Genomic DNA, 17809 nt, shown 5'->3' with positions numbered 1-17809 from the left:
GAGAAGGGAACGCCGGCGGCAACGTCTCGGTCAATCACAAACACTGGCGACTTGCAGCGGCGGCTAAGCTGGGCTCCAGCCTTCTCCCCTTGTGGGAGAAGGTGGCCTCGCCCGCAAGGGCGAGGTCGGATGAGGGGTAAGCCGCCGCCCACGAACTCCACCCATCAGGAACATCAACATGCCTCGCCTCTCCTCCCGCATCACCGGCATCATTCCTTCCGGCAAGGACGGATGGGAAGTGCATTTCACTGCCATGACGCGCAGGCATGCCGGCGAGGACATCATCATGCTGTCGGTCGGCGACCATGATTTCTCGACGCCGCAAGAGACCGTCGAGGCGTGTGTGAGCGCCCTGCATGGTGGCTTCCATCACTATACGCAGCTTCCCGGAATACCCGAGCTGCGCGTGGCCATGGCCAAGGTTTCGACCCAAGCCACCGGGGTCGCGACCACGCCAGCCGAGGTCATCGCCACGCCGGGCGGTCAGGCCGCCCTCTACGCCGCGGTACAGGCCGTGCTCGATCCCGGCGACCACGCCATCGTGGTCGCGCCCTACTACGCGACCTATCCCGGCACGTTCCGTGCCGCCGGCGCGGGCTACACCGTTGTCGAGACGCGCGCCGAAGACGGCTTCCAGCCCGATGCCGCCGCGATCGAACGGGCGCTCCGGCCCGATAGCCGCGCGATCCTGATCAATACGCCCAACAACCCGACCGGCGCCGTCTATTCGAAAGCGTCGCTGGAGGACATCGCAGCTCTCTGCCGCGAGCGCGACCTCTGGCTTCTGTCGGACGAGGTCTATTGGACGCTGGGCAGCGGCGAGCATGTCTCGCCGCGCGCCCTGCCCGGCATGGCCAAGCGCACACTGGTCATCAACTCCATGTCGAAGAGCCACGGCATGACCGGCTGGCGCATCGGCTGGCTGACCGCGCCGAAGGACGTGATCCGGCAACTGATCGACCTCAATCTCGTCACGACCTACGGCCTCACCGACTTCGTCTCCCACGCCGCGGCCGAGGCGCTGGAGAAGGAATACGGCGTCAGGGAGATCGCGGAGCGTTATGCCGCGCGCCGACTGATCCTGCTCGATGCGATCCTGGGCATGAACGACGTCGTGGTGCGCGGCTCCGAAGGGGGCATGTATGTCATGCTCGACATCCGCGCGATCGAACCCGACTGCGAGAAATTCGCCTTCGCCCTGCTGGACGCGGAGAAGGTCAGCGTCATGCCCGGCGCCAGCTTCGGCGAGGCGGCCGCCGGCCATATCCGCCTCAGCCTCTGCCAGCCCGACGCCATCCTCGAGGAAGCCGTGACGCGTCTGCGCCGCTTCGTTTCGCAATACAGGAGCAAGGCCGCATGAGTTCGCTACCCGCCAAGGCGCGCGCCGTCGTCATCGGCGGTGGCGTTTCGGGCTGTTCCGTCGCCTATCACCTGGCGAAGCTCGGCTGGAGCGACATCGTGCTGCTCGAGCGCAAGCAACTCACGTCGGGCACGACCTGGCACGCCGCCGGGCTGATCGGCCAGTTGCGCGCCTCCCAGAACATGACGCGGCTCGCGAAATACTCCGCCGACCTCTATGTGCAGCTGGAAGCCGAGACCGGCGTCGCCACCGGCATGCGCCAGGTCGGCTCGATCACCGTGGCGCTGACGGAGGAGCGCAAGCACGAGATCTACCGGCAAGCCTCGCTGGCGCGCGCCTTCGACGTCGATGTCCGCGAGATCTCGCCGGCCGAGGTGAAGCAGATGTATCCGCATCTCAACACCTCCGATGTCGTCGGCGCCGTGCATCTGCCGCTCGACGGCCAATGCGATCCCGCCAACATCGCCATGGCGCTCGCCAAGGGCGCCCGGCAGCGCGGCGCCCGCATCGTCGAGAATGTGAAAGTGACGAAGGTCCACGCCGCCAAGGGGCGTGTCACCGGGGTATCCTGGGAGAAGGACGGCGAACGGGGGACGATCGACAGCGACATCGTCGTCAACTGTGCCGGCATGTGGGCACGCGAGCTTGCCGCCTCGAGCGGCGTGACCGTGCCGCTGCACGCTTGCGAGCATTTCTATCTGGTCACCGAGCCGATCCCCGGCCTCAGCCGGCTGCCGGTGCTGCGTGTGCCCGACGAATGCGCCTACTACAAGGAGGACGCCGGCAAGATGATGCTCGGCGCCTTCGAGCCGGTCGCCAAACCCTGGGGCACGGCCGGCATCCCGGAGGACTTCTGTTTCGACCAGTTGCCGGAGGATTTCGCGCATTTCGAGCCGATCCTGGAAAAGGGCGTCAATCGCATGCCCATGCTCGGCACGGCCGGCATCCACACATTCTTCAACGGCCCGGAGAGCTTCACGCCGGACGACCGCTATTATCTCGGCGAGGCGCCCGAACTCGGCGGCTACTGGGTCGCGGCCGGCTACAATTCGATCGGCATCGTCTCGTCGGGCGGCGCCGGCATGGCGCTGGCGCAATGGATAAACGACGGCGAAGCGCCCTTCGACCTCTGGGAGGTGGATATCCGCCGCGCCCAGCCCTTCCAGAAGAACCGCCGCTACCTGAAGGAGCGCGTCTCCGAGACGCTCGGCCTTCTCTATGCCGACCACTTCCCATATCGCCAGGTCGTGACCTCGCGCGGCGTGCGGCGCTCGCCCCTGCATGAGCACCTCAAGGCGCGCGGCGCCGTCTTCGGCGAGGTTGCCGGCTGGGAGCGCGCCAACTGGTTCGCCCGCGACGGACAGGAGCGGGAATACCGCTATTCCTGGAAACGCCAGAACTGGTTCGACAACCAGCGAGACGAGCACCTCGCCGTCCGCAACGGCGTCGGCCTCTTCGACATGACCTCCTTCGGCAAGATCAGGGTGGAAGGCCGCGATGCGGCGGCGTTCCTGCAGAAGCTCTGCGCCAACGATGTGGACGTCGCTCCCGGCCGCATCGTCTACACCCAGATGCTCAACGCCAAAGGCGGTATCGAAAGCGACCTCACCGTCGCCCGGCTTTCGGATACCGCCTTCCTGCTGGTGGTGCCCGGGGCGACGCTCCAGCGCGACCTCGCCTGGCTGCGCCGGCATCTCGGCGACGAATTCGTCGTGGTCACCGACGTGACGGCTGCCGAAAGCGTTCTTTGCCTGATGGGGCCGCGGTCTCGCGGCTTGATTCAAAAGGTGAGCCCGAACGATTTCTCCAATGAGAACAATCCGTTCGGAACGTTTCAGGAAGTCGAGATCGGGATGGGGCTGGCCCGGGCCCACCGCGTCACCTATGTCGGCGAACTGGGCTGGGAGCTCTATGTGCCGACCGACCAGGCGGCCCATGTCTTCGAGGCGATCGAGGACGCCGGCGCCGGGACGGGGCTGAGACTCTGCGGCCTGCACACGCTGGACTCCTGCCGCATCGAAAAGGCGTTCCGCCATTTCGGACACGACATCACCGAAGAGGACCATGTCCTGGAAGCCGGCCTCGGCTTTGCCGTGAAGCCATCCAAGGGCGACTTCATCGGCCGCGACGCGGTGCTGCGGAAAAAAGAGGCAGGGCTTTCACGCCGGCTCGTCCAGTTCCGCCTCGCAGATCCCGAGCCCCTGCTCTTCCACAATGAGGCGATCGTGCGCGACGGCAGGATCGTCGGCACGATCACATCGGGCAATTACGGCCACCATCTCGGCGGCGCCATCGGGCTCGGTTATGTGCCCTGCGCCGGCGAGACCGAGGCGGATGTGCTCGCGTCGTCCTACGAGATCGAGATCGCCGGCGAGCGCTTCGCCGCCGAAGCCGCACTCAAGCCGCTTTACGATCCGAAGGCGGAACGCGTGCGTATGTAGCCTCTATGCGAGATAGTCTGCCAGCCTGGCCTTGCGGATGTCCCTGAGCAGCCGGATGAAACCGTCGGCCTGGAACTCCGCCGTCAGCCTGCCCTTCTCGGCGGTCGCGACCGAAGCATCGCCGACCACGCCATGCGGGTTGAGATCGGACGCGATCCAGGCGAAGGCGTGGGTTCCGGTATGGCGCAGAAGCTCGAAATCCTGTTCGGCGCGCGCCACACCCGAAATGAAATTCTCGGCCTTGGTCATGTCGACGAGATCGGGCCGGAAATGCAGCATCAGCGAGGTTTCGACGTCCCCGCCGTGAATGCCGTGGCGATCCTCCAGCTCGGGATACATGCCGGCCGGCCGGCCGAAGCGCTGCCAGCTCGTCTTCACCGCCATCATGGAAAAGCGCACGCGCAACTCGCGCGTGACGATGCCCATGATCTCCTCGTTACCGCCATGCGAATTGACCACGACCAGCTTGCGCAGACCGGCGCGCGCGATCGAGACGCCAAGCTCGGTCCAGGCATCGATCAACGTCGTCGCCGGCAGGGTAAGCGTGCCGGCGGCATGGAGATGCTCGTTGGACTTTCCGACCGCCTGTACCGGCAGGATGCGGACGTCGAGATCGTCGGGCAGCCGCGCGATGACGGTTTCCAGCATGCCGTTCATGATCGTGGTGTCGGTCGAAACCGGCAGATGCGGCCCGTGCTGCTCGATCGCGGCGACGGGCAGCACCGCGATCGTCGCCTCCGGATCGATCGAGGCATATTCGGTCGTCCGGAAATCGCCCCACCAGACCCGTCTTCTGTTCTCTGTCACCTCTGCCTCGCCTGATTTGCCAGCGTTATGTTGTCCATAGTTCAGACCGGCGCCTTTTGTAAGGTCGCTGGCGCGTTGCCGCCACCGCTTGCCACACTAGATAGCAGCCAAGATCGATGCGTTCCGGAGGCAAGGATGCTGACCATATGGCTCGGCGTGCTTCTTGTGATTGCCGGCCTGCTCTATCTTGCCAGGCAGAGCATCTGGCGGGGCCGGATGAGCGATCCGACGACATCCCAGGTGGAATCTCGAAGCCCCACGCTCGAGCCGGCGCGGCGCGGGGTGAGATTCCTCGGCCTGGGGACGAACTGGCCAGGCCTGGCCATGATGGTTGTGGGCGCAATCCTTCTGCTATCCCAAGCCATTCTCTGATCCGCAGAAGGTGGTTGTGCGCAGCGCCTGCCCGCTGTGGACAGCGGCCCAAAAAATGGGCACGATGCTTTTCGGGCAGCGGCATGACCCGTCCGGCCACACCACCCGCCGACGGCCCGGCCGACGGTTCCAAGAGTGCGAGCCGATGGCATGCGATTTGCTTCTTGGTTCTCCAGTGTCGGACCCGGCGAAGAGCACGGGCAACAAGAGGTGGTGTCGATGAACAGGAACTTCAGCATCTCCGTCGCGACGGCCGCGTTGGTGGCGGCGTCGGCCTTCGGCGCGGCGGCCGCCGAAAAGGTCACCTACATGACCAACTGGTTCGCGCAGGCCGAGCACGGCGGCTACTATCAGGCCGTGGCAGACGGGACCTATGCGGCCTGCGGCCTCGACGTCACCATCACGCAGGGCGGCCCCCAGGTCACCGGCCGACCGCTGCTTATGGCCGGCAAGATCGACTTCTACATGGGCGGCAACCTGCTGCAGGCCTTCGACGCCGTGCAGCAGAACATTCCGCTGAGGATCGTCGCCGCCTCGTTCCAGAAGGAGCCCCAGGTGGTGATGTCGCACCCCGGCCAGGGCCTCGACAAATGGGAGGACCTGAAGAACGCAGAACAGTTCATCATCGGCGATGAAGGATTCCAGAGCTTCTTCCAGTGGATGATCACTGACTTCGGCTTCGATGCAGCCAAGCGCATTCCTTACGTCTACAACCCGGCACCCTTCATCGCCAATCCGAAGTCGATCCAGCAAGGCTACGTCACGTCGGAGCCTTTCGCCGTCGAAAAAGAGGGCGGCTTCAAGCCGAACATTTTCCTGCTCGCGGATTACGGCTTCGGCACCTATGCCACCACCATCGAGACGATGCAGAAGACGATCGACGAGCGGCCTGACGTGGTGAAGTGCTTCGTCGATGGCTCGGCCAAGGGCTGGTACAACTACCTCTACAGCGACAACAAGGCCGCCAACGAAATGATCAAGAAGGACAATCCCGATATCACCGACGAGCAGATCGCCTTCTCGATCATGCAGATGAAAGAGTTCGGCATCGTCGATTCCGGCGATGCGGAAAAACTCGGCATCGGCGCGATGACCGACGAGCACATCAAGAGCTTCTACGACACGATGGTGAAGGCCAAGGTCGTTCCCGAAGGGCTCGACATCAAGAAGGCCTACACGCTGGAGTTCGTGAACAAGGGCGTCGGGCTGGAGCTGAAGAAGTAAGGCCGGCCAATCCGGAATGCTTCAGGAGCAGGCATCGCCAATGGCGGCGGATACCGAGAGCGGCGCGCCGCTGCTGTTGCTGCGCGCCGTCGGCAAGACCTTCTCCAATGGCGTGAAGGCCCTTGCCGATGTCGACCTTACGATCCGGGAGGGCGACTTCCTGAGCCTCGTCGGACCGTCGGGTTGCGGCAAGTCGACGGCGTTGCGCATCATCGCCGGCCTGTCGATGCCCACATCGGGCACGCTTCAATGGCACAAGGTTCCGGGAGACGACCGCGTGGGCTTCGTCTTCCAGGAACCGACGCTGCTGCCCTGGGCGAGCGTGTTCGACAATGTCTGGCTGCCGCTCCGCCTGCGCGGCGTCTCGCGCCGCCAGGCCGATCATGCCGTGCGGATGATGCTGGAGCGCGTTCATCTCGCCGGCTTCGAGCACGCCGTGCCACGCGAACTCTCCGGCGGAATGAAGATGCGCGTCTCGATCGCCCGCGCTCTGATCACCAAGCCGCGGGTCCTCCTGATGGACGAGCCCTTCGCGGCGCTCGACGAAATCACCCGCTTCAAGCTGAACGACGACCTCCTGGAATTGTGGCAGGAGGAGCGCTTCACAGCGGTCTTCGTCACCCACAGCGTGTTCGAGAGCGTCTTTTTGTCGAACCGCATCGTTGTGATGGCGGCCCGCCCCGGACGCGTCCACAAGGAGCTTGCGGTCACGGCTCCCTATCCGCGGAGCGAAGCCTTCCGGACGTCGGCCGACTATGCGGCGCTATGCCGCCGGGCATCCGGCATGCTGGCGGAAGCGATCGATGCGGGGACGCGGCGATGACGGCTCTGGAAGAGAATGCGCGGCCGCAGATGCTCGACGCGGAGGAGGCGCGCCGCGTCCGCAACGCGCGGCTGGAGCGGGTCGGCCGCTGGCTGTTGCCGCTGGTCATCATGATCGTGGCGATCTGGCTATGGGACCGCATCTGCGTCTGGAACGAGATCCCGCAATATATCCTGCCTCGCCCCGGCGTGGTGCTCCAGACGCTCAGGACCGACGCCCCCCTGCTGTTCTCGTCGCTGCTCGTCACGCTGAAGATCACCTTCCTCAGCCTCGCATTGGCGGTCGTCGGCGGCGTCGGCCTGGCCGTGCTTTTCGCGCAGTCCAAATGGGTGGAGATGTCGTTCTTCCCCTTCGCGGTCGTGCTCCAGGTCACGCCCATCGTGGCGATCTTTCCGCTGATCAACATCTATGTCGACAACCAGACGGCCAAGCTGCTGCTGTGCGCCTGGATCGTCGCCTTCTTCCCGATCCTGTCGAACACGACGCTCGGCCTGAATTCGGTCGACCGCAACCTGCGCGACCTGTTCCAGCTCAACGGCGCGACGCGCTGGCAGCAACTGCGCCTGCTGCGCCTGCCAGCGGCCATGCCCTATTTCCTCGGCGGACTGAAGATCGCCGGCGGCCTGTCGCTGATCGGCGCCGTGGTGGCCGAGTTCGTCGCCGGCGCAAGCGGCCAGTCGTCGGGCCTTGCCTCGCGCATCATCGAGGCCGGCTACCGGCTGAACGCCCCGCGCCTCTTCGCCGCGCTGATCCTCATCTCGCTCACCGGCATCCTGATCTTCCTCGTGCTTAGCCTGGTCTCGCATCTTATCCTCAGGCGCTGGCACGAAAGCGCGTTGAAGCAGGAGCGGTAGGGTGGAGGTTTGTCGAAGCCTTGCCGCGCTTTCCGACGAGACTCTCGATCGTCGCGAGAGACCCCTGCCATGAAAGCAGCGCTGAAATCCGTTTTGCTTCAATCGGAAGGCAGTCGGCGACGCCGCGAAGTGCCCCTCATCCGCCTGCCGGCACCTTCTCCCCGCATCGCGGGGAGAAGACCGATGTCGCCACCGGCTTCGCCAATCGTCAGCGTTGCAGGCCGAGCGCCGTCATCGCGGCACGTGGTCTTCTCCCCGTCCTTCACGGGGAGAAGATGCCGGCAGGCAGATGAGGGGCGGCACCGGGTGTCAATTTGGCGCCAATGGTCGCAAGCATGAAGGACTGGAATGACTGATATCGAACTTCCCGCATCCGGCGCCTATGTGCTCGCCGGCGCACGTGTCCACGCCTCGCTCACGCCGGGCCTGAGGGCCGATTTCGATTCCGACGGTTTCGCCCTTGTCGACATCGGCGTAGCTGCAGGGAAGATAGCGGGAATTACAGCCGCGCGTCATCGGGCACCGGAGCCCGGCACCCTCGACCTCAACGGCCGCATCGTGCTGCCGGCTTTCGTCGACTGCCACACCCATCTCGACAAGGGCCATATCTGGGCCCGCAGCCCCAATCCGGACGGCTCCTTTCCCGGCGCCCTCTCCGCCGTCGGCACCGACCGTGCCGCACGCTGGAATGCCGACGACGTCGCCCGACGCATGGAGTTCTCGCTGCGTTGCGCCTATGCCCACGGCACAAGGGCGATCAGGACGCATCTCGACAGCAGCCCGCCCCAGGATGCGATCTCCTGGCCGGTGTTCGAGACCATGCGCGAGCGCTGGAAAGGCAGGATCGAATTGCAGGCGTCCTGCCTGTTCGGCATCGATGCCATCCGCGACGAGGCCTGGTTCGACACAATGGTCAAGCGGGTCGCGGCGGCAGGCGGGGTGCTCGGCGCGGTGACCTATATGGTCCCGGACCTCGACGAGCTTCTCGACCGCATCTTCCGCGCCGCGATCGAACATGGACTCGATCTCGACTTCCATGCCGACGAGACCGACGACGTCTCCGCCGTCTCGCTGCGCAAGATCGCCGAAGCGTCGCTGTGGAGCGGCTTTGAGGGCAAGGTCCTGGTCGGCCATTGCTGCTCGCTCGCCCGCCAGCCCGACAGGGAGGTGGCCGACACGCTCGCCAAGGTGGCCAAGGCCGGCCTCTCTGTCGTGTCGCTGCCGATGTGCAATCTCTATCTCCAGGACCGCCGCCCGGACCTGACCACGCCACGCTGGCGCGGGGTCACTCTGCTGCACGAAATGAAGGCGCACGGCATTCCCGTCGCCGTCGCCTCGGACAACACACGCGATCCCTTCTACGCCTATGGCGATCTCGACATGCTCGAGGTGTACCGCATGGCGACCCGCATCCTGCATTTCGACCATCCGGTCGCCGACTGGCCGAAAGCGGTGGCCGAGACGCCCGGCGACATCATGCGGTTACAGAGCCCCGGAACACTCGGCGCCGGTGCGGCGGCCGACTTCGTCGTCTTTCGCGGACGAAGCTGGACGGAACTGCTGTCGCGCCCCGAATCGGATCGGCTCGTCGTGCGCGGCGGCAAGGCGATCGATACGAGGCTGCCGGACTATTCGGAACTGGATGAACTGATGGCATGACGATCGATCTCGCCACACTGAAACGGGACCTCGACGGGCTGAAGATCGAGGACAACCCCAAGATCGTCCAGCAGAAAAGCCGCGACTTCTACTGGTACAGCCCGGTGCTGAAGCGCCAGCTCGACCATGTCACGGCCGATATCGTCGTGTCGCCGCGAAACGAGGCCGAGGTGGTGCGCGTCCTGGCGACCTGCCACCGGCTCGGCATCCCAGTCACCCCGCGCGGCACCGGCACGGGCAATTACGGCCAGGCGATGCCGCTGTCCGGCGGCGTCGTATTGAGCCTCGCCGAGATGAACGCAGTCACCGCGATCGCACCCGGCCGCGTCGTCTGCGGCCCCGGAGCCGTGCTCGCCGATATCGATCGCGCCACGCGCGCGCATTCGGGCCAGGAATTGCGGCTACATCCCTCGACCTACAACACAGCCTCGATCGGCGGTTTCATCGCCGGCGGCTCCGGCGGCGTCGGATCGATCAATTTCGGCGGCTTGCGCGATTTCGGCAATGTGCTGCGGCTGCGCGTCGTCACCATGGAAGCCGAACCGCGCGTGCTCGAACTCACCGGCGAAGATCTGCACAAGGTGACCCATGCCTACGGCACCAACGGCATCATCACGGAGGTGGAGATGCCGCTGACATCAGCCTATGACTGGGTGGACGTCGTCGTGGGCTTCGACAGCTTCATGGACGCGGCCCGCTACGGCAACGCGCTGGCCTGCCAGGACGGGCTCCTGACCAAGCTGATCACGCCGATCGCGGCCCCCGTTCCATGGCTCTATTTCAAGCGGCACCAGAAATTCCTGCGCGAGGGCCAGAGCATCTGCCTGGTCATGGTCGCGCCGCATTCTCTCGACGCCTTCCTGGCCTTCACCCGCCGCGAAGGCGGCGAGATCGCCTACAACGCCGCGACCATGGAGGCGGAAGACAGGAAGGGCCTTCCGCCTGCATTCGAGCTCGCCTGGAACCATACGACGTTGCGGGCACTGCGCGTCGATCCCTCCATCACCTATCTGCAATCGCTCTACCCCTTCCCGAACCATCTGGCGCTGGTCGAGAAGATGGACGCCATGTTTCCCGGCGAGGTCTTTTCGCATCTCGAATTCGTGCGCTTCGACGGCAACATCACCTGCTTCGGCCTTCCGCTGGTGCGTTTCACGACCGAAGAACGCCTGGACGAGATCGTGCGCCTCCATGAGGAGAACGGCTGCCCGATCTTCAACCCGCACCGCTACACGCTCGAGGAAGGCGGGATGAAGCAGACCGACGACATCCAGCTCGCCTTCAAGCAGGAAGCCGATCCGCAGGGCCTGCTCAACCCCGGCAAGATGATCGCCTGGGAGGACCCTGCCTACGACTACCGGTCAAGCAAGACCTTCCTGTTCAGGGGTTTGCAGAAGGTCGGCTGAATGCGCGGGTGCCGAACTCCAGCACGATATGATCGCGCAGCTTCGCGGTGGGACGCATGAATGTCCTCGTTCTTTATGCCCATCCGGTCGAGACCAGCTTCAACGCGGCACTCCATCGGCTGATCGTCGAGCGGCTGATCGCCAGGGGCCATACAGTCGACGACTGCGACCTTTATGCCGAGGATTTCGATCCGCGCCTCACCCGCGCCGAGCGGATCGCCTATCACGACGTGCCCGGCAATATCGAGACGGTGCGGACCTATGTGGAGAGGCTGCGCTGGGCACAGGCGCTGGTGCTTTGCTTTCCCGTCTGGAACTACGGCTATCCCGCGATCCTGAAGGGCTTCCTCGACCGCGTCTTCCTGCCCGGCGTTTCCTTTGTGCTGGTCGACGGCAAGGCCAGGCCATCGCTCCACAACATACGCAAGGCCGTCGCGGTGACCACCTATGGCGGCGACAGGCTCCGGGCCTGGCTGATGGGTGACCCGCCGCGCAAGCTGATAAGGCGGCTCCTGCGCGCCACGGTGCGGCCAGGCGCGCCGGTTTCCTACCTCGCGCATTATTCGATGAACCTTTCCACCGACGAATCGCGGCGCAGATTCATGGACAAAGTCGCGGCCGAGATGGACACGTTCTGATGCGCGTCCTGGTGGTCTATTGCCATCCGGTGCCGGAGAGCTTCTGTGCTGCCATACGCGACACGGCGATCGAGGCCATCGTCCAGAAGGGATGCGAGGCGCGGGTCATCGACCTTTACGCCGAAAAATTCGATCCGGTGATGCCCGTCGACGAACGCCGCAGCTACAACGAGTGCGCTCCGAAGGACCCGGCGCTCGAGGCTCACATCGCTCATCTCGCCTGGGCGGAAGCCATACTCTTCATCTATCCGACCTGGTGGTACGGCCTGCCCGCCATGCTGAAGGGCTGGCTGGACCGCGTCTGGGCCAAGGATGTCGCCTTCGCCATGGGCGACAGCCGCCGCAGGATCACACCGCTGATGGGACATATCCGCAAGCTGGGCGTCATCACCACTTGCGGGGCGCCGCGCTGGTGGTCGTTCGTGATCGGTCAGCCGGGTCGAGAGACCTTGCTGCGCGGTATGCGCGCGCTCTGCGCCTGGCGCTGCAAGACGCTCTACACGGCGCATTACATGATGGACAGCTCGACCCCGGAAAGCCGCGCGGCCTTCCTCGCGAAGGTCCGGAGAAAGCTCGCGCGGTTCTAAGCAGACATTCCTTGGCAAGCCAACGAATGGTCTGCTTAGGCCTTTGTTTTGTCGCAGATTCTTGTCGGAAAACCGTGGGACACTTTTCCGGAATCTGCTTTAGACCGATGCGACGGCTGCCGCGAGTTCCGGCGCCAGATCTCCGCTCGGCAGCACCTCGACCTTCGCCAGCCCCAGCCATCCAGCCATGCCGCGAAGCTCTGTTGCGAGTGCCTCCGCGACATGCGCTCCCGCCTGTTCTTCGCGATGCGCCGCCGCCACCTTGAGCACGCCCTCCTGCCGGTCGGCCTTGAGATCGACGCGGGCGGCGATCGTATCGCCGAGCAGGAAAGGCAGCACGTAATAGCCATGGACCCGCTTGTGCACGGGCGTGTAGATCTCGATCCGGTAACGGAAACCGAAAAGGCGTTCGGCCCTCGACCGCTCCCACACCACAGGATCGAAAGGCGACAGAAGCGCCTGCGCCTCGATCCGTCGGGGCATCCGAGCCTCGCGATGCAGGAATGCCTGCTGGCTCCAGCCGTCGACCTTCACCGGCAGCAGGTCGCCCGCTTCGACCAGTTCGGGAAGCCGCGCCTTCACGTCCTCGGGCGGCAGGCGGAAATAGTCGCGCAGGTCAGTCGCCGTGGCGATGCCAAGGGCGCGCGCGGAAACGCGTAGCAGTTCACGTACGGCATCTTCGGCCGACGGCGTCGGCTGCGCCAGGACTGCGGCCGGCAACACCCGTTCCGGCACGTCATAGACGCGCTCGAAGCTGGCGCGGCGTTCGGCCGTGGTCACCCGGCCGGTCCAGAACAGCCATTCCAGCGCATGCTTGGCCTCGCTCCAGCCCCACCAGCCGCCCTGCCCCCGTTGTCCGTCGAAGTCGGAAGCCGCGACCGGCCCGCGCGCCACGATCTCCTTGTGGATGCCATCGATATAGTCGGCTCGCTCCCGTCCGTAGCGGACGAGCCCGCCATAGACCCGCTCGCCGCGCGCGGCACGCTCCATGCGCCAGCGCATCAGCGGTTGCAGTTCGATCGGCAGGAGCGAGGCCTCGTGCGCCCAATATTCGAACATCATGCGCTTGCGGCCGCGCGCATTGTCGTCGATGAGGCCGAGCGGGTATGCCCCGAGTCGCGAATAGAGCGGCATATAATGCGCCCGCACCAGCACGTTGACCGAATCCATCTGCAGCAGGCCGTTGTGGGCGAGGAAGCGCTTGAGATGTCGCCGGTCGATCGGACCTGCCGGGCGGCGTTCCCCGAATCCCTGCGCCGCCAATGCCGTGCGGCGCGCCATGGCCAGAGAGAGCTTTTCCTTCATTCCGTCCCGATCCTTCGCGCCGGTTCCCCGACTACGTCCACTACACGACAGAGGTAACGGGGCAATGGCCGTGCCAGCAAGATGCCCAGGCGTCCGTCACAGCAAGACGACGCCGCTTCTCCTGACACTGTCCTGTCAGGATCGCCGCATTTGCTCCCAAGCGTCCGAGATCATCGCGTCGGTTGACAGGCAAGATCAGCTCTTCCATAGCTTCGCCGTCAATGTTCTCAGGGCGGGGTGGAAGTCCCCACCGGCGGTAAGGGCTTCTCGCCCGAGCCCGCGAGCGCCTTCCGGGCCTCGGAAGGGTCAGCAGATCCGGTGCGATTCCGGAGCCGACGGTTACAGTCCGGATGGAAGAGAACGAGCGGGACTACGGTCGCCTGTCGGCGGCTGCGCTTCCGTATCGTGCGTCCTGATTCTGGTTCGAAACGGAAGGAAGGACCCATGAATCAGCAATCCCCCAAAGACTTCGCTGGAAGCCGCGTCGCCGTCATCCGCGCCCGATGGCATGCCGACATCGTCGATCAGTGCGTCACGGCCTTTGCCTCGGACGTCGCGACGCTGTCATCAGGACGCCTTGCGGTCGACATCTTCGACGTGCCCGGCGCCTATGAGATTCCGCTGCATGCCAGGACGCTTGCCGGGACCGGCCGTTATGCCGCGATCCTCGGCTGCGCCTTCGTCGTCAATGGCGGCATATACCGGCACGAATTCGTGGCGCAGGCGGTGCTGGACGGCATGATGTCGGTGCAACTCGCGACAGGCGTTCCGGTGCTGTCGGCCGTTCTCACGCCGCACAACTATCACGACGGCGCGGAGCATCACCGCTTCTTCTTCGAGCATTTCACGGTGAAGGGGAAGGAAGCGGCACGGGCGTGCGTGGAGATCCTCGCGGCGCGGGAGAAAATTGCAGCTTAGCGAATAGCGAATAGCGAGTAGCGAATAGGGATCAAGAAGTGCCGAGGAGACCACCTCCCCTTTCTTCCCTATTCGCTATTGGCTATTCGCTATTCGCTATCGCGTTAACCGCTGCCAATCCGTTCAGAACACAACGAAATCCGCATTGGTGAGGGCGAGGTTCGGCGCCAGCGTCGCGAAGTGGACGGCACCGCCGGAGCCATTGCCGTTGGCGTCGTAGAACAGTTTTCCCGTATCGGTCTCGTAGATGATCCGGTCGTCGGCGTCGTGGGCGAGCCCGGTCGTACTCTTCCAGAATTTGGCGGCGGCCAGCGTACCCAGCGTCGCCCCCAGCCCCGGCATCACCGCATTGTCGAGCCGGATCGTGTCGGCCGTGACGTTGAAATCGGTGATGCGGTCGACATTGGTTGCGGCATTGAGCGCTGTGTCGAACACGAAATTGTCGAAGCCGGCACCACCGGCCAAGGTATCGTTGCCGGCGCCCCCCTTCAGCCAGTCATGGCCGCCATAGCCGGCCAGGACGTCGTTGCCGGCAAGGCCGTTGAGACCGTTGTTGCCATTGTTGCCGTTGATGCGTTGACCGAGTTCATTGCCCGTGAGGTGGATCGCGCCGGTGCCTGCCAGCAGTGTCGTAGCAAGCGTTTCGATATGCTGGCCGGAAGCCAGGACGTAGTTGACCGCGCTGTAGACAGTGTCGGTGCCGCCGCCCGCCTCCTCGATCGTCCTGTCGCCGATATTGTCGACATAATAGACATCGTTCCCCGCCTCACCCGCCATCCGGTCGGCTCCGCCGCCGCCATGGATGACGTCGTTTCGCACCGAGCCGGTCAAATGGCTGACGTCGGCAGTGCCGAAGAGCGTGATTCGGTCGGTCGCGTCGTTCCAGCCTGAAAACAGCACCGTCGAGAGATCGAGCAGATTGCCCTTCACGATCACCGCATCGCTGCCGGCGCCGCCCGTCACCCGCTCGATCCCAGAGCCGCCAATCTGATCTCCCTTGAACGTGACGGACGAGTTGCCGGACGCGAACTGCAGCCGCTCCAGTCCGGAAAGCGTGACTGCGGAAAAGCCGATCGCGCCGGTGTTGAAAAGCTGGATCGTGTCGTTGACGCCCCCTGCCCCGAGGACAACCTCGCCCGACGCCGCGTCGGCCCCTGAGAAGTAGCGAAAGTAGTCGTCCCCATTGCCGCCGATCAGGGAATCGGCGCCCCCGCCGCCGGTCACGATCATATCGTTGAAGGCGGCGCTTGCATCGACCGTGTCGACCTGACTGCCGCCGACATAGACGATCGAACCGACCAGATCGGTGCCGGTCATGTTTCCGACCTGCAGGCTGTTCGAACCGCTGCCGGCATTGAGCACGAGCAGTTCGACATCGTCGAGGTCCATGGTGACGGCGGCAACATCGCGGAACAGTCGCGCGCGACCGCCATTGGCGCTGAGAGTGAAGTTCTCGGTCGCCGCGGAGCCGTTGAACTCGAGCGTATCGGTCTGCCCCTGGCCTTCGATCGTGTCGCTGCCGTCGCCGGGATTCCAGATCGCGCGATCGGATCCGGCGCCAAGGAAAATGATGTCGTTGCCCGCACTGCCCGTGACCACGTCGTTGCCGGCGCTCCCGAGCAGGACGTCTGTAGCCGCGCTGCCGATGACGGTATCGTTGCCGAGACCAGCATCGATAGTCAGGCTTGCCAGGGTAGTGCCCAATCCTGCGGCGGAAATCGTGTCGTTGCCGCCGCCGCCATTGACGACCAGCCTGTCGAAGGCATCTGCCGCGCTGACGGCAGCCGTCCACGGAAGGCCGGCGATGGCGATGCTACCGCCGACTCCTGAGATCGTGATGGAATTGCTGGTGTCGGTCCCGTTGAAGACGACGATATCGGCCACCGCGTCGCCGCTGCCGGAACCGAGCACGCCTTCCAGATTGATCACGACCTGCGTGACATCCGTTCCGGAGAGGTCGCCGACAGTGATCGAGTCGGTTCCGCCAAAGGCGTGAAACACGACCTTCTCCATGGCGTCGACATCCAGGGTGACGCTGCCCACATCGCGGCTAAGCCGGAGGTGGCCGGCATTGCTGGAAAGCGCCACTATTTCGCTGGCGTTGCTGGCAAAGAAGTCCAACGTGTCGAAACCGGCGCCGCCGTCAATTGTGTCGCTGCCGTCACCCGGGTTCCACAGAGCCGTGTCGTTGCCGTCGCCAAGCCGAATGATGTCATTGCCCTGCTGGCCGGCGACCGTATCGTTGCCGCCGCCGGAATCGATGGTGTCCGCGCCCGCGCCGGCGTTGATGATGTCATTGGCATTGCTTGGCTTGGTTCCCGCCGGAACCACAACCACGCCTGATGTGACCAGACCTGGTGTAATGGTGTCGTCGCCGGTCGTGCCGGTAAAAGTTGCCATCCTCGTCCTCCTTTTTTCGACGGCTCATGAAGAACTCACATAGAGACTTTCAAGGTCGGCACCGTCATGGAAAGACGATCTCGGCGCAGAGACTATTGTCTCTTCAACCCCCACGGCCCACGGCAAGAAAGATCACCAGCCGAAAAGGTGCCACAGAAAGTAGATTGTCTCAATGACCACAATCTCCGGCAGTGGCAGCGCCGGGTCAAACGTCGCAGTTCTGTTTCGGAAGAAATGAAAAAGCCCGCTGCCGGGAGGAGGAGGCAGCGGGCTTTGATCTCAAATGCGGCATGGGAGGAGGTATGCCGCATTCGGCGTCGGACATCCGGGAGGAGGAGTAGATGACCGACAGACATTTATTTAGGCCGGGCCATCCGATGTTGCAATGCACAATTTTTCATATCGCGCTTGCGCAATTGCTGGACCACCCGCACGCCCGGCCAGGACCAATTTGCCCTCGGCCGATCGAACCCGGAGGGTTCGCAAGGGCGACCGCCCGTCAGCCGGTCAGGCCGCCCCATCGGAACTGCGAGCGTTGAGAACCGGCGCGAGATCAAGAAATGGTGTGCCTGAGCGGCATGGAAAACGAAAAAGCCCGCTGCCGGGAGGAGGAGGCAGCGGGCTCTGATTTCAAATGCGGCATGGGAGGAGGTATGCCGCATTCGGCGTCGGACATCCGGGAGGAGGAGTAGATGACCGACAGGGGTGTATTTAGCCCGGGCCATTCGATGTTGCAATGCACAATTTTTCATATCGCGCTTGCGTGATTGCTGGACCACCCGCACGCTGCCGCCAGGACCAATTTGCCCTCAGCCGATCGAACCCGGAGGGTCGCAAGGGCGACCGCCCGTCGGCCGGTCAGACCGCCCCATCGGAACTGAGAGCGAAGCGAACCGGCGTGAGATCAAGAAATGGTGAGCCTGAGCGGCAAAGGAAAACGAAAAAGCCCGCTGCCGGGAGGAGGAGGCAGCGGGCTTTGATTTCAAATGCGGCGTGGGAGGAGGTACGCCGCATT

Annotated in this window: 14 protein-coding genes and 1 riboswitch; of the genes, 11 read left to right on the top strand and 3 right to left on the bottom strand. The window is 64.3% G+C overall.

The window, feature by feature from the left end:
- Nucleotides 1-178: 178 nt before the first annotated feature.
- Entirely contained in the window at nt 179-1360 is a 1182-nt protein-coding gene (locus tag JN280_RS19780) for a pyridoxal phosphate-dependent aminotransferase (RefSeq protein ID WP_202304434.1), read from the top strand.
- Entirely contained in the window at nt 1357-3801 is a 2445-nt protein-coding gene (locus JN280_RS19775) for a GcvT family protein (RefSeq protein ID WP_202304433.1), read from the top strand. Before JN280_RS19780 ends, JN280_RS19775 begins: the two co-directional genes overlap by 4 nt.
- A gap of 3 nt (nt 3802-3804) precedes the next feature.
- Here the strand turns inward: JN280_RS19775 and JN280_RS19770 are convergent, their stop codons facing one another.
- Nucleotides 3805-4608, bottom strand: a complete 804-nt coding sequence (locus tag JN280_RS19770; RefSeq protein WP_202304432.1) for a creatininase family protein — start codon at nt 4606-4608, stop codon at nt 3805-3807.
- A 135-nt stretch (nt 4609-4743) separates the two neighbouring features.
- On the opposite strand from JN280_RS19770, the gene JN280_RS19765 reads away from it, so the two are divergent.
- From JN280_RS19765 to JN280_RS19730, 8 genes are all read left to right on the top strand, one after another.
- Nucleotides 4744-4980, top strand: a complete 237-nt coding sequence (locus JN280_RS19765) for a hypothetical protein (RefSeq protein WP_202304431.1) — start codon at nt 4744-4746, stop codon at nt 4978-4980.
- 219 nt (nt 4981-5199) lie between these two features.
- Complete coding sequence (locus JN280_RS19760) at nt 5200-6204, top strand: ABC transporter substrate-binding protein (protein ID WP_202304430.1); 1005 nt, start codon at nt 5200-5202, stop codon at nt 6202-6204.
- 40 nt (nt 6205-6244) lie between these two features.
- A complete protein-coding gene (locus JN280_RS19755) occupies nt 6245-7027 on the top strand; it encodes an ABC transporter ATP-binding protein (protein ID WP_446720784.1) in 783 nt (260 codons plus the stop codon).
- Nucleotides 7024-7881, top strand: a complete 858-nt coding sequence (locus JN280_RS19750) for an ABC transporter permease (protein ID WP_202304428.1) — start codon at nt 7024-7026, stop codon at nt 7879-7881. Before JN280_RS19755 ends, JN280_RS19750 begins: the two co-directional genes overlap by 4 nt.
- 348 nt (nt 7882-8229) lie before the next feature.
- On the top strand, nt 8230-9540 hold the full coding sequence (locus JN280_RS19745; protein ID WP_202304427.1) for a cytosine deaminase: 1311 nt from the start codon (nt 8230-8232) through the stop codon (nt 9538-9540).
- Between the two features lie 2 nt (nt 9541-9542).
- Complete coding sequence (locus tag JN280_RS19740; protein WP_202314903.1) at nt 9543-10946, top strand: FAD-binding oxidoreductase; 1404 nt, start codon at nt 9543-9545, stop codon at nt 10944-10946.
- A 56-nt stretch (nt 10947-11002) separates the two neighbouring features.
- Nucleotides 11003-11584 (top strand): NAD(P)H-dependent oxidoreductase, encoded by a 582-nt coding sequence (locus JN280_RS19735; RefSeq protein WP_202304426.1) that lies wholly within the window; start codon nt 11003-11005, stop codon nt 11582-11584.
- Nucleotides 11584-12171 (top strand): NAD(P)H-dependent oxidoreductase, encoded by a 588-nt coding sequence (locus tag JN280_RS19730; protein ID WP_202304425.1) that lies wholly within the window; start codon nt 11584-11586, stop codon nt 12169-12171. Before JN280_RS19735 ends, JN280_RS19730 begins: the two co-directional genes overlap by 1 nt.
- 99 nt (nt 12172-12270) lie before the next feature.
- Here the strand turns inward: JN280_RS19730 and JN280_RS19725 are convergent, their stop codons facing one another.
- The gene (locus JN280_RS19725) at nt 12271-13476 is read right to left on the bottom strand and encodes a winged helix-turn-helix domain-containing protein (protein ID WP_202304423.1); all 1206 of its coding nucleotides are present in this window, start codon (nt 13474-13476) and stop codon (nt 12271-12273) included.
- Nucleotides 13477-13695: 219 nt separating this feature from the next.
- Nucleotides 13696-13842, top strand: a riboswitch (FMN riboswitch).
- 78 nt (nt 13843-13920) lie between these two features.
- Between JN280_RS19725 and JN280_RS19720 the strand changes: the two genes are divergently transcribed.
- Nucleotides 13921-14394 carry a 6,7-dimethyl-8-ribityllumazine synthase gene (locus JN280_RS19720; RefSeq protein ID WP_202304421.1) on the top strand — a complete coding sequence of 158 codons (474 nt, stop codon included), beginning with the start codon at nt 13921-13923 and terminating at the stop codon, nt 14392-14394.
- A 123-nt stretch (nt 14395-14517) separates the two neighbouring features.
- Here JN280_RS19720 and JN280_RS19715 read toward each other — a convergent pair whose 3' ends face one another.
- A complete protein-coding gene (locus JN280_RS19715; RefSeq protein ID WP_202304419.1) occupies nt 14518-16794 on the bottom strand; it encodes a beta strand repeat-containing protein in 2277 nt (758 codons plus the stop codon).
- Nucleotides 16795-17809: the final 1015 nt, after the last annotated feature.

This window comes from Mesorhizobium sp. L-8-10 (assembly GCF_016756635.1).
Lineage (GTDB): Bacteria > Pseudomonadota > Alphaproteobacteria > Rhizobiales > Rhizobiaceae.
Note: the sequence above shows the minus strand (reverse complement) of the source record. Positions and strands in the feature narration are given on the sequence as shown.

Bases quoted from the DNA above. Each gene is read 5' to 3' on its own strand.
- JN280_RS19780 (WP_202304434.1), top strand. From the start codon at position 179: ATGCCTCGCCTCTCCTCCCGCATCACCGGCATCATTCCTTCCGGCAAG.
- JN280_RS19775 (WP_202304433.1), top strand. From the start codon at position 1,357: ATGAGTTCGCTACCCGCCAAGGCGCGCGCCGTCGTCATCGGCGGTGGC.
- JN280_RS19765 (WP_202304431.1), top strand. From the start codon at position 4,744: ATGCTGACCATATGGCTCGGCGTGCTTCTTGTGATTGCCGGCCTGCTC.
- JN280_RS19760 (WP_202304430.1), top strand. From the start codon at position 5,200: ATGAACAGGAACTTCAGCATCTCCGTCGCGACGGCCGCGTTGGTGGCG.
- JN280_RS19755 (WP_446720784.1), top strand. From the start codon at position 6,245: ATGGCGGCGGATACCGAGAGCGGCGCGCCGCTGCTGTTGCTGCGCGCC.
- JN280_RS19750 (WP_202304428.1), top strand. From the start codon at position 7,024: ATGACGGCTCTGGAAGAGAATGCGCGGCCGCAGATGCTCGACGCGGAG.
- JN280_RS19745 (WP_202304427.1), top strand. From the start codon at position 8,230: ATGACTGATATCGAACTTCCCGCATCCGGCGCCTATGTGCTCGCCGGC.
- JN280_RS19735 (WP_202304426.1), top strand. From the start codon at position 11,003: ATGAATGTCCTCGTTCTTTATGCCCATCCGGTCGAGACCAGCTTCAAC.
- JN280_RS19730 (WP_202304425.1), top strand. From the start codon at position 11,584: ATGCGCGTCCTGGTGGTCTATTGCCATCCGGTGCCGGAGAGCTTCTGT.
- JN280_RS19725 (WP_202304423.1), bottom strand. From the start codon at position 13,476: ATGAAGGAAAAGCTCTCTCTGGCCATGGCGCGCCGCACGGCATTGGCG.
- JN280_RS19720 (WP_202304421.1), top strand. From the start codon at position 13,921: ATGAATCAGCAATCCCCCAAAGACTTCGCTGGAAGCCGCGTCGCCGTC.
- JN280_RS19715 (WP_202304419.1), bottom strand. From the start codon at position 16,794: ATGGCAACTTTTACCGGCACGACCGGCGACGACACCATTACACCAGGT.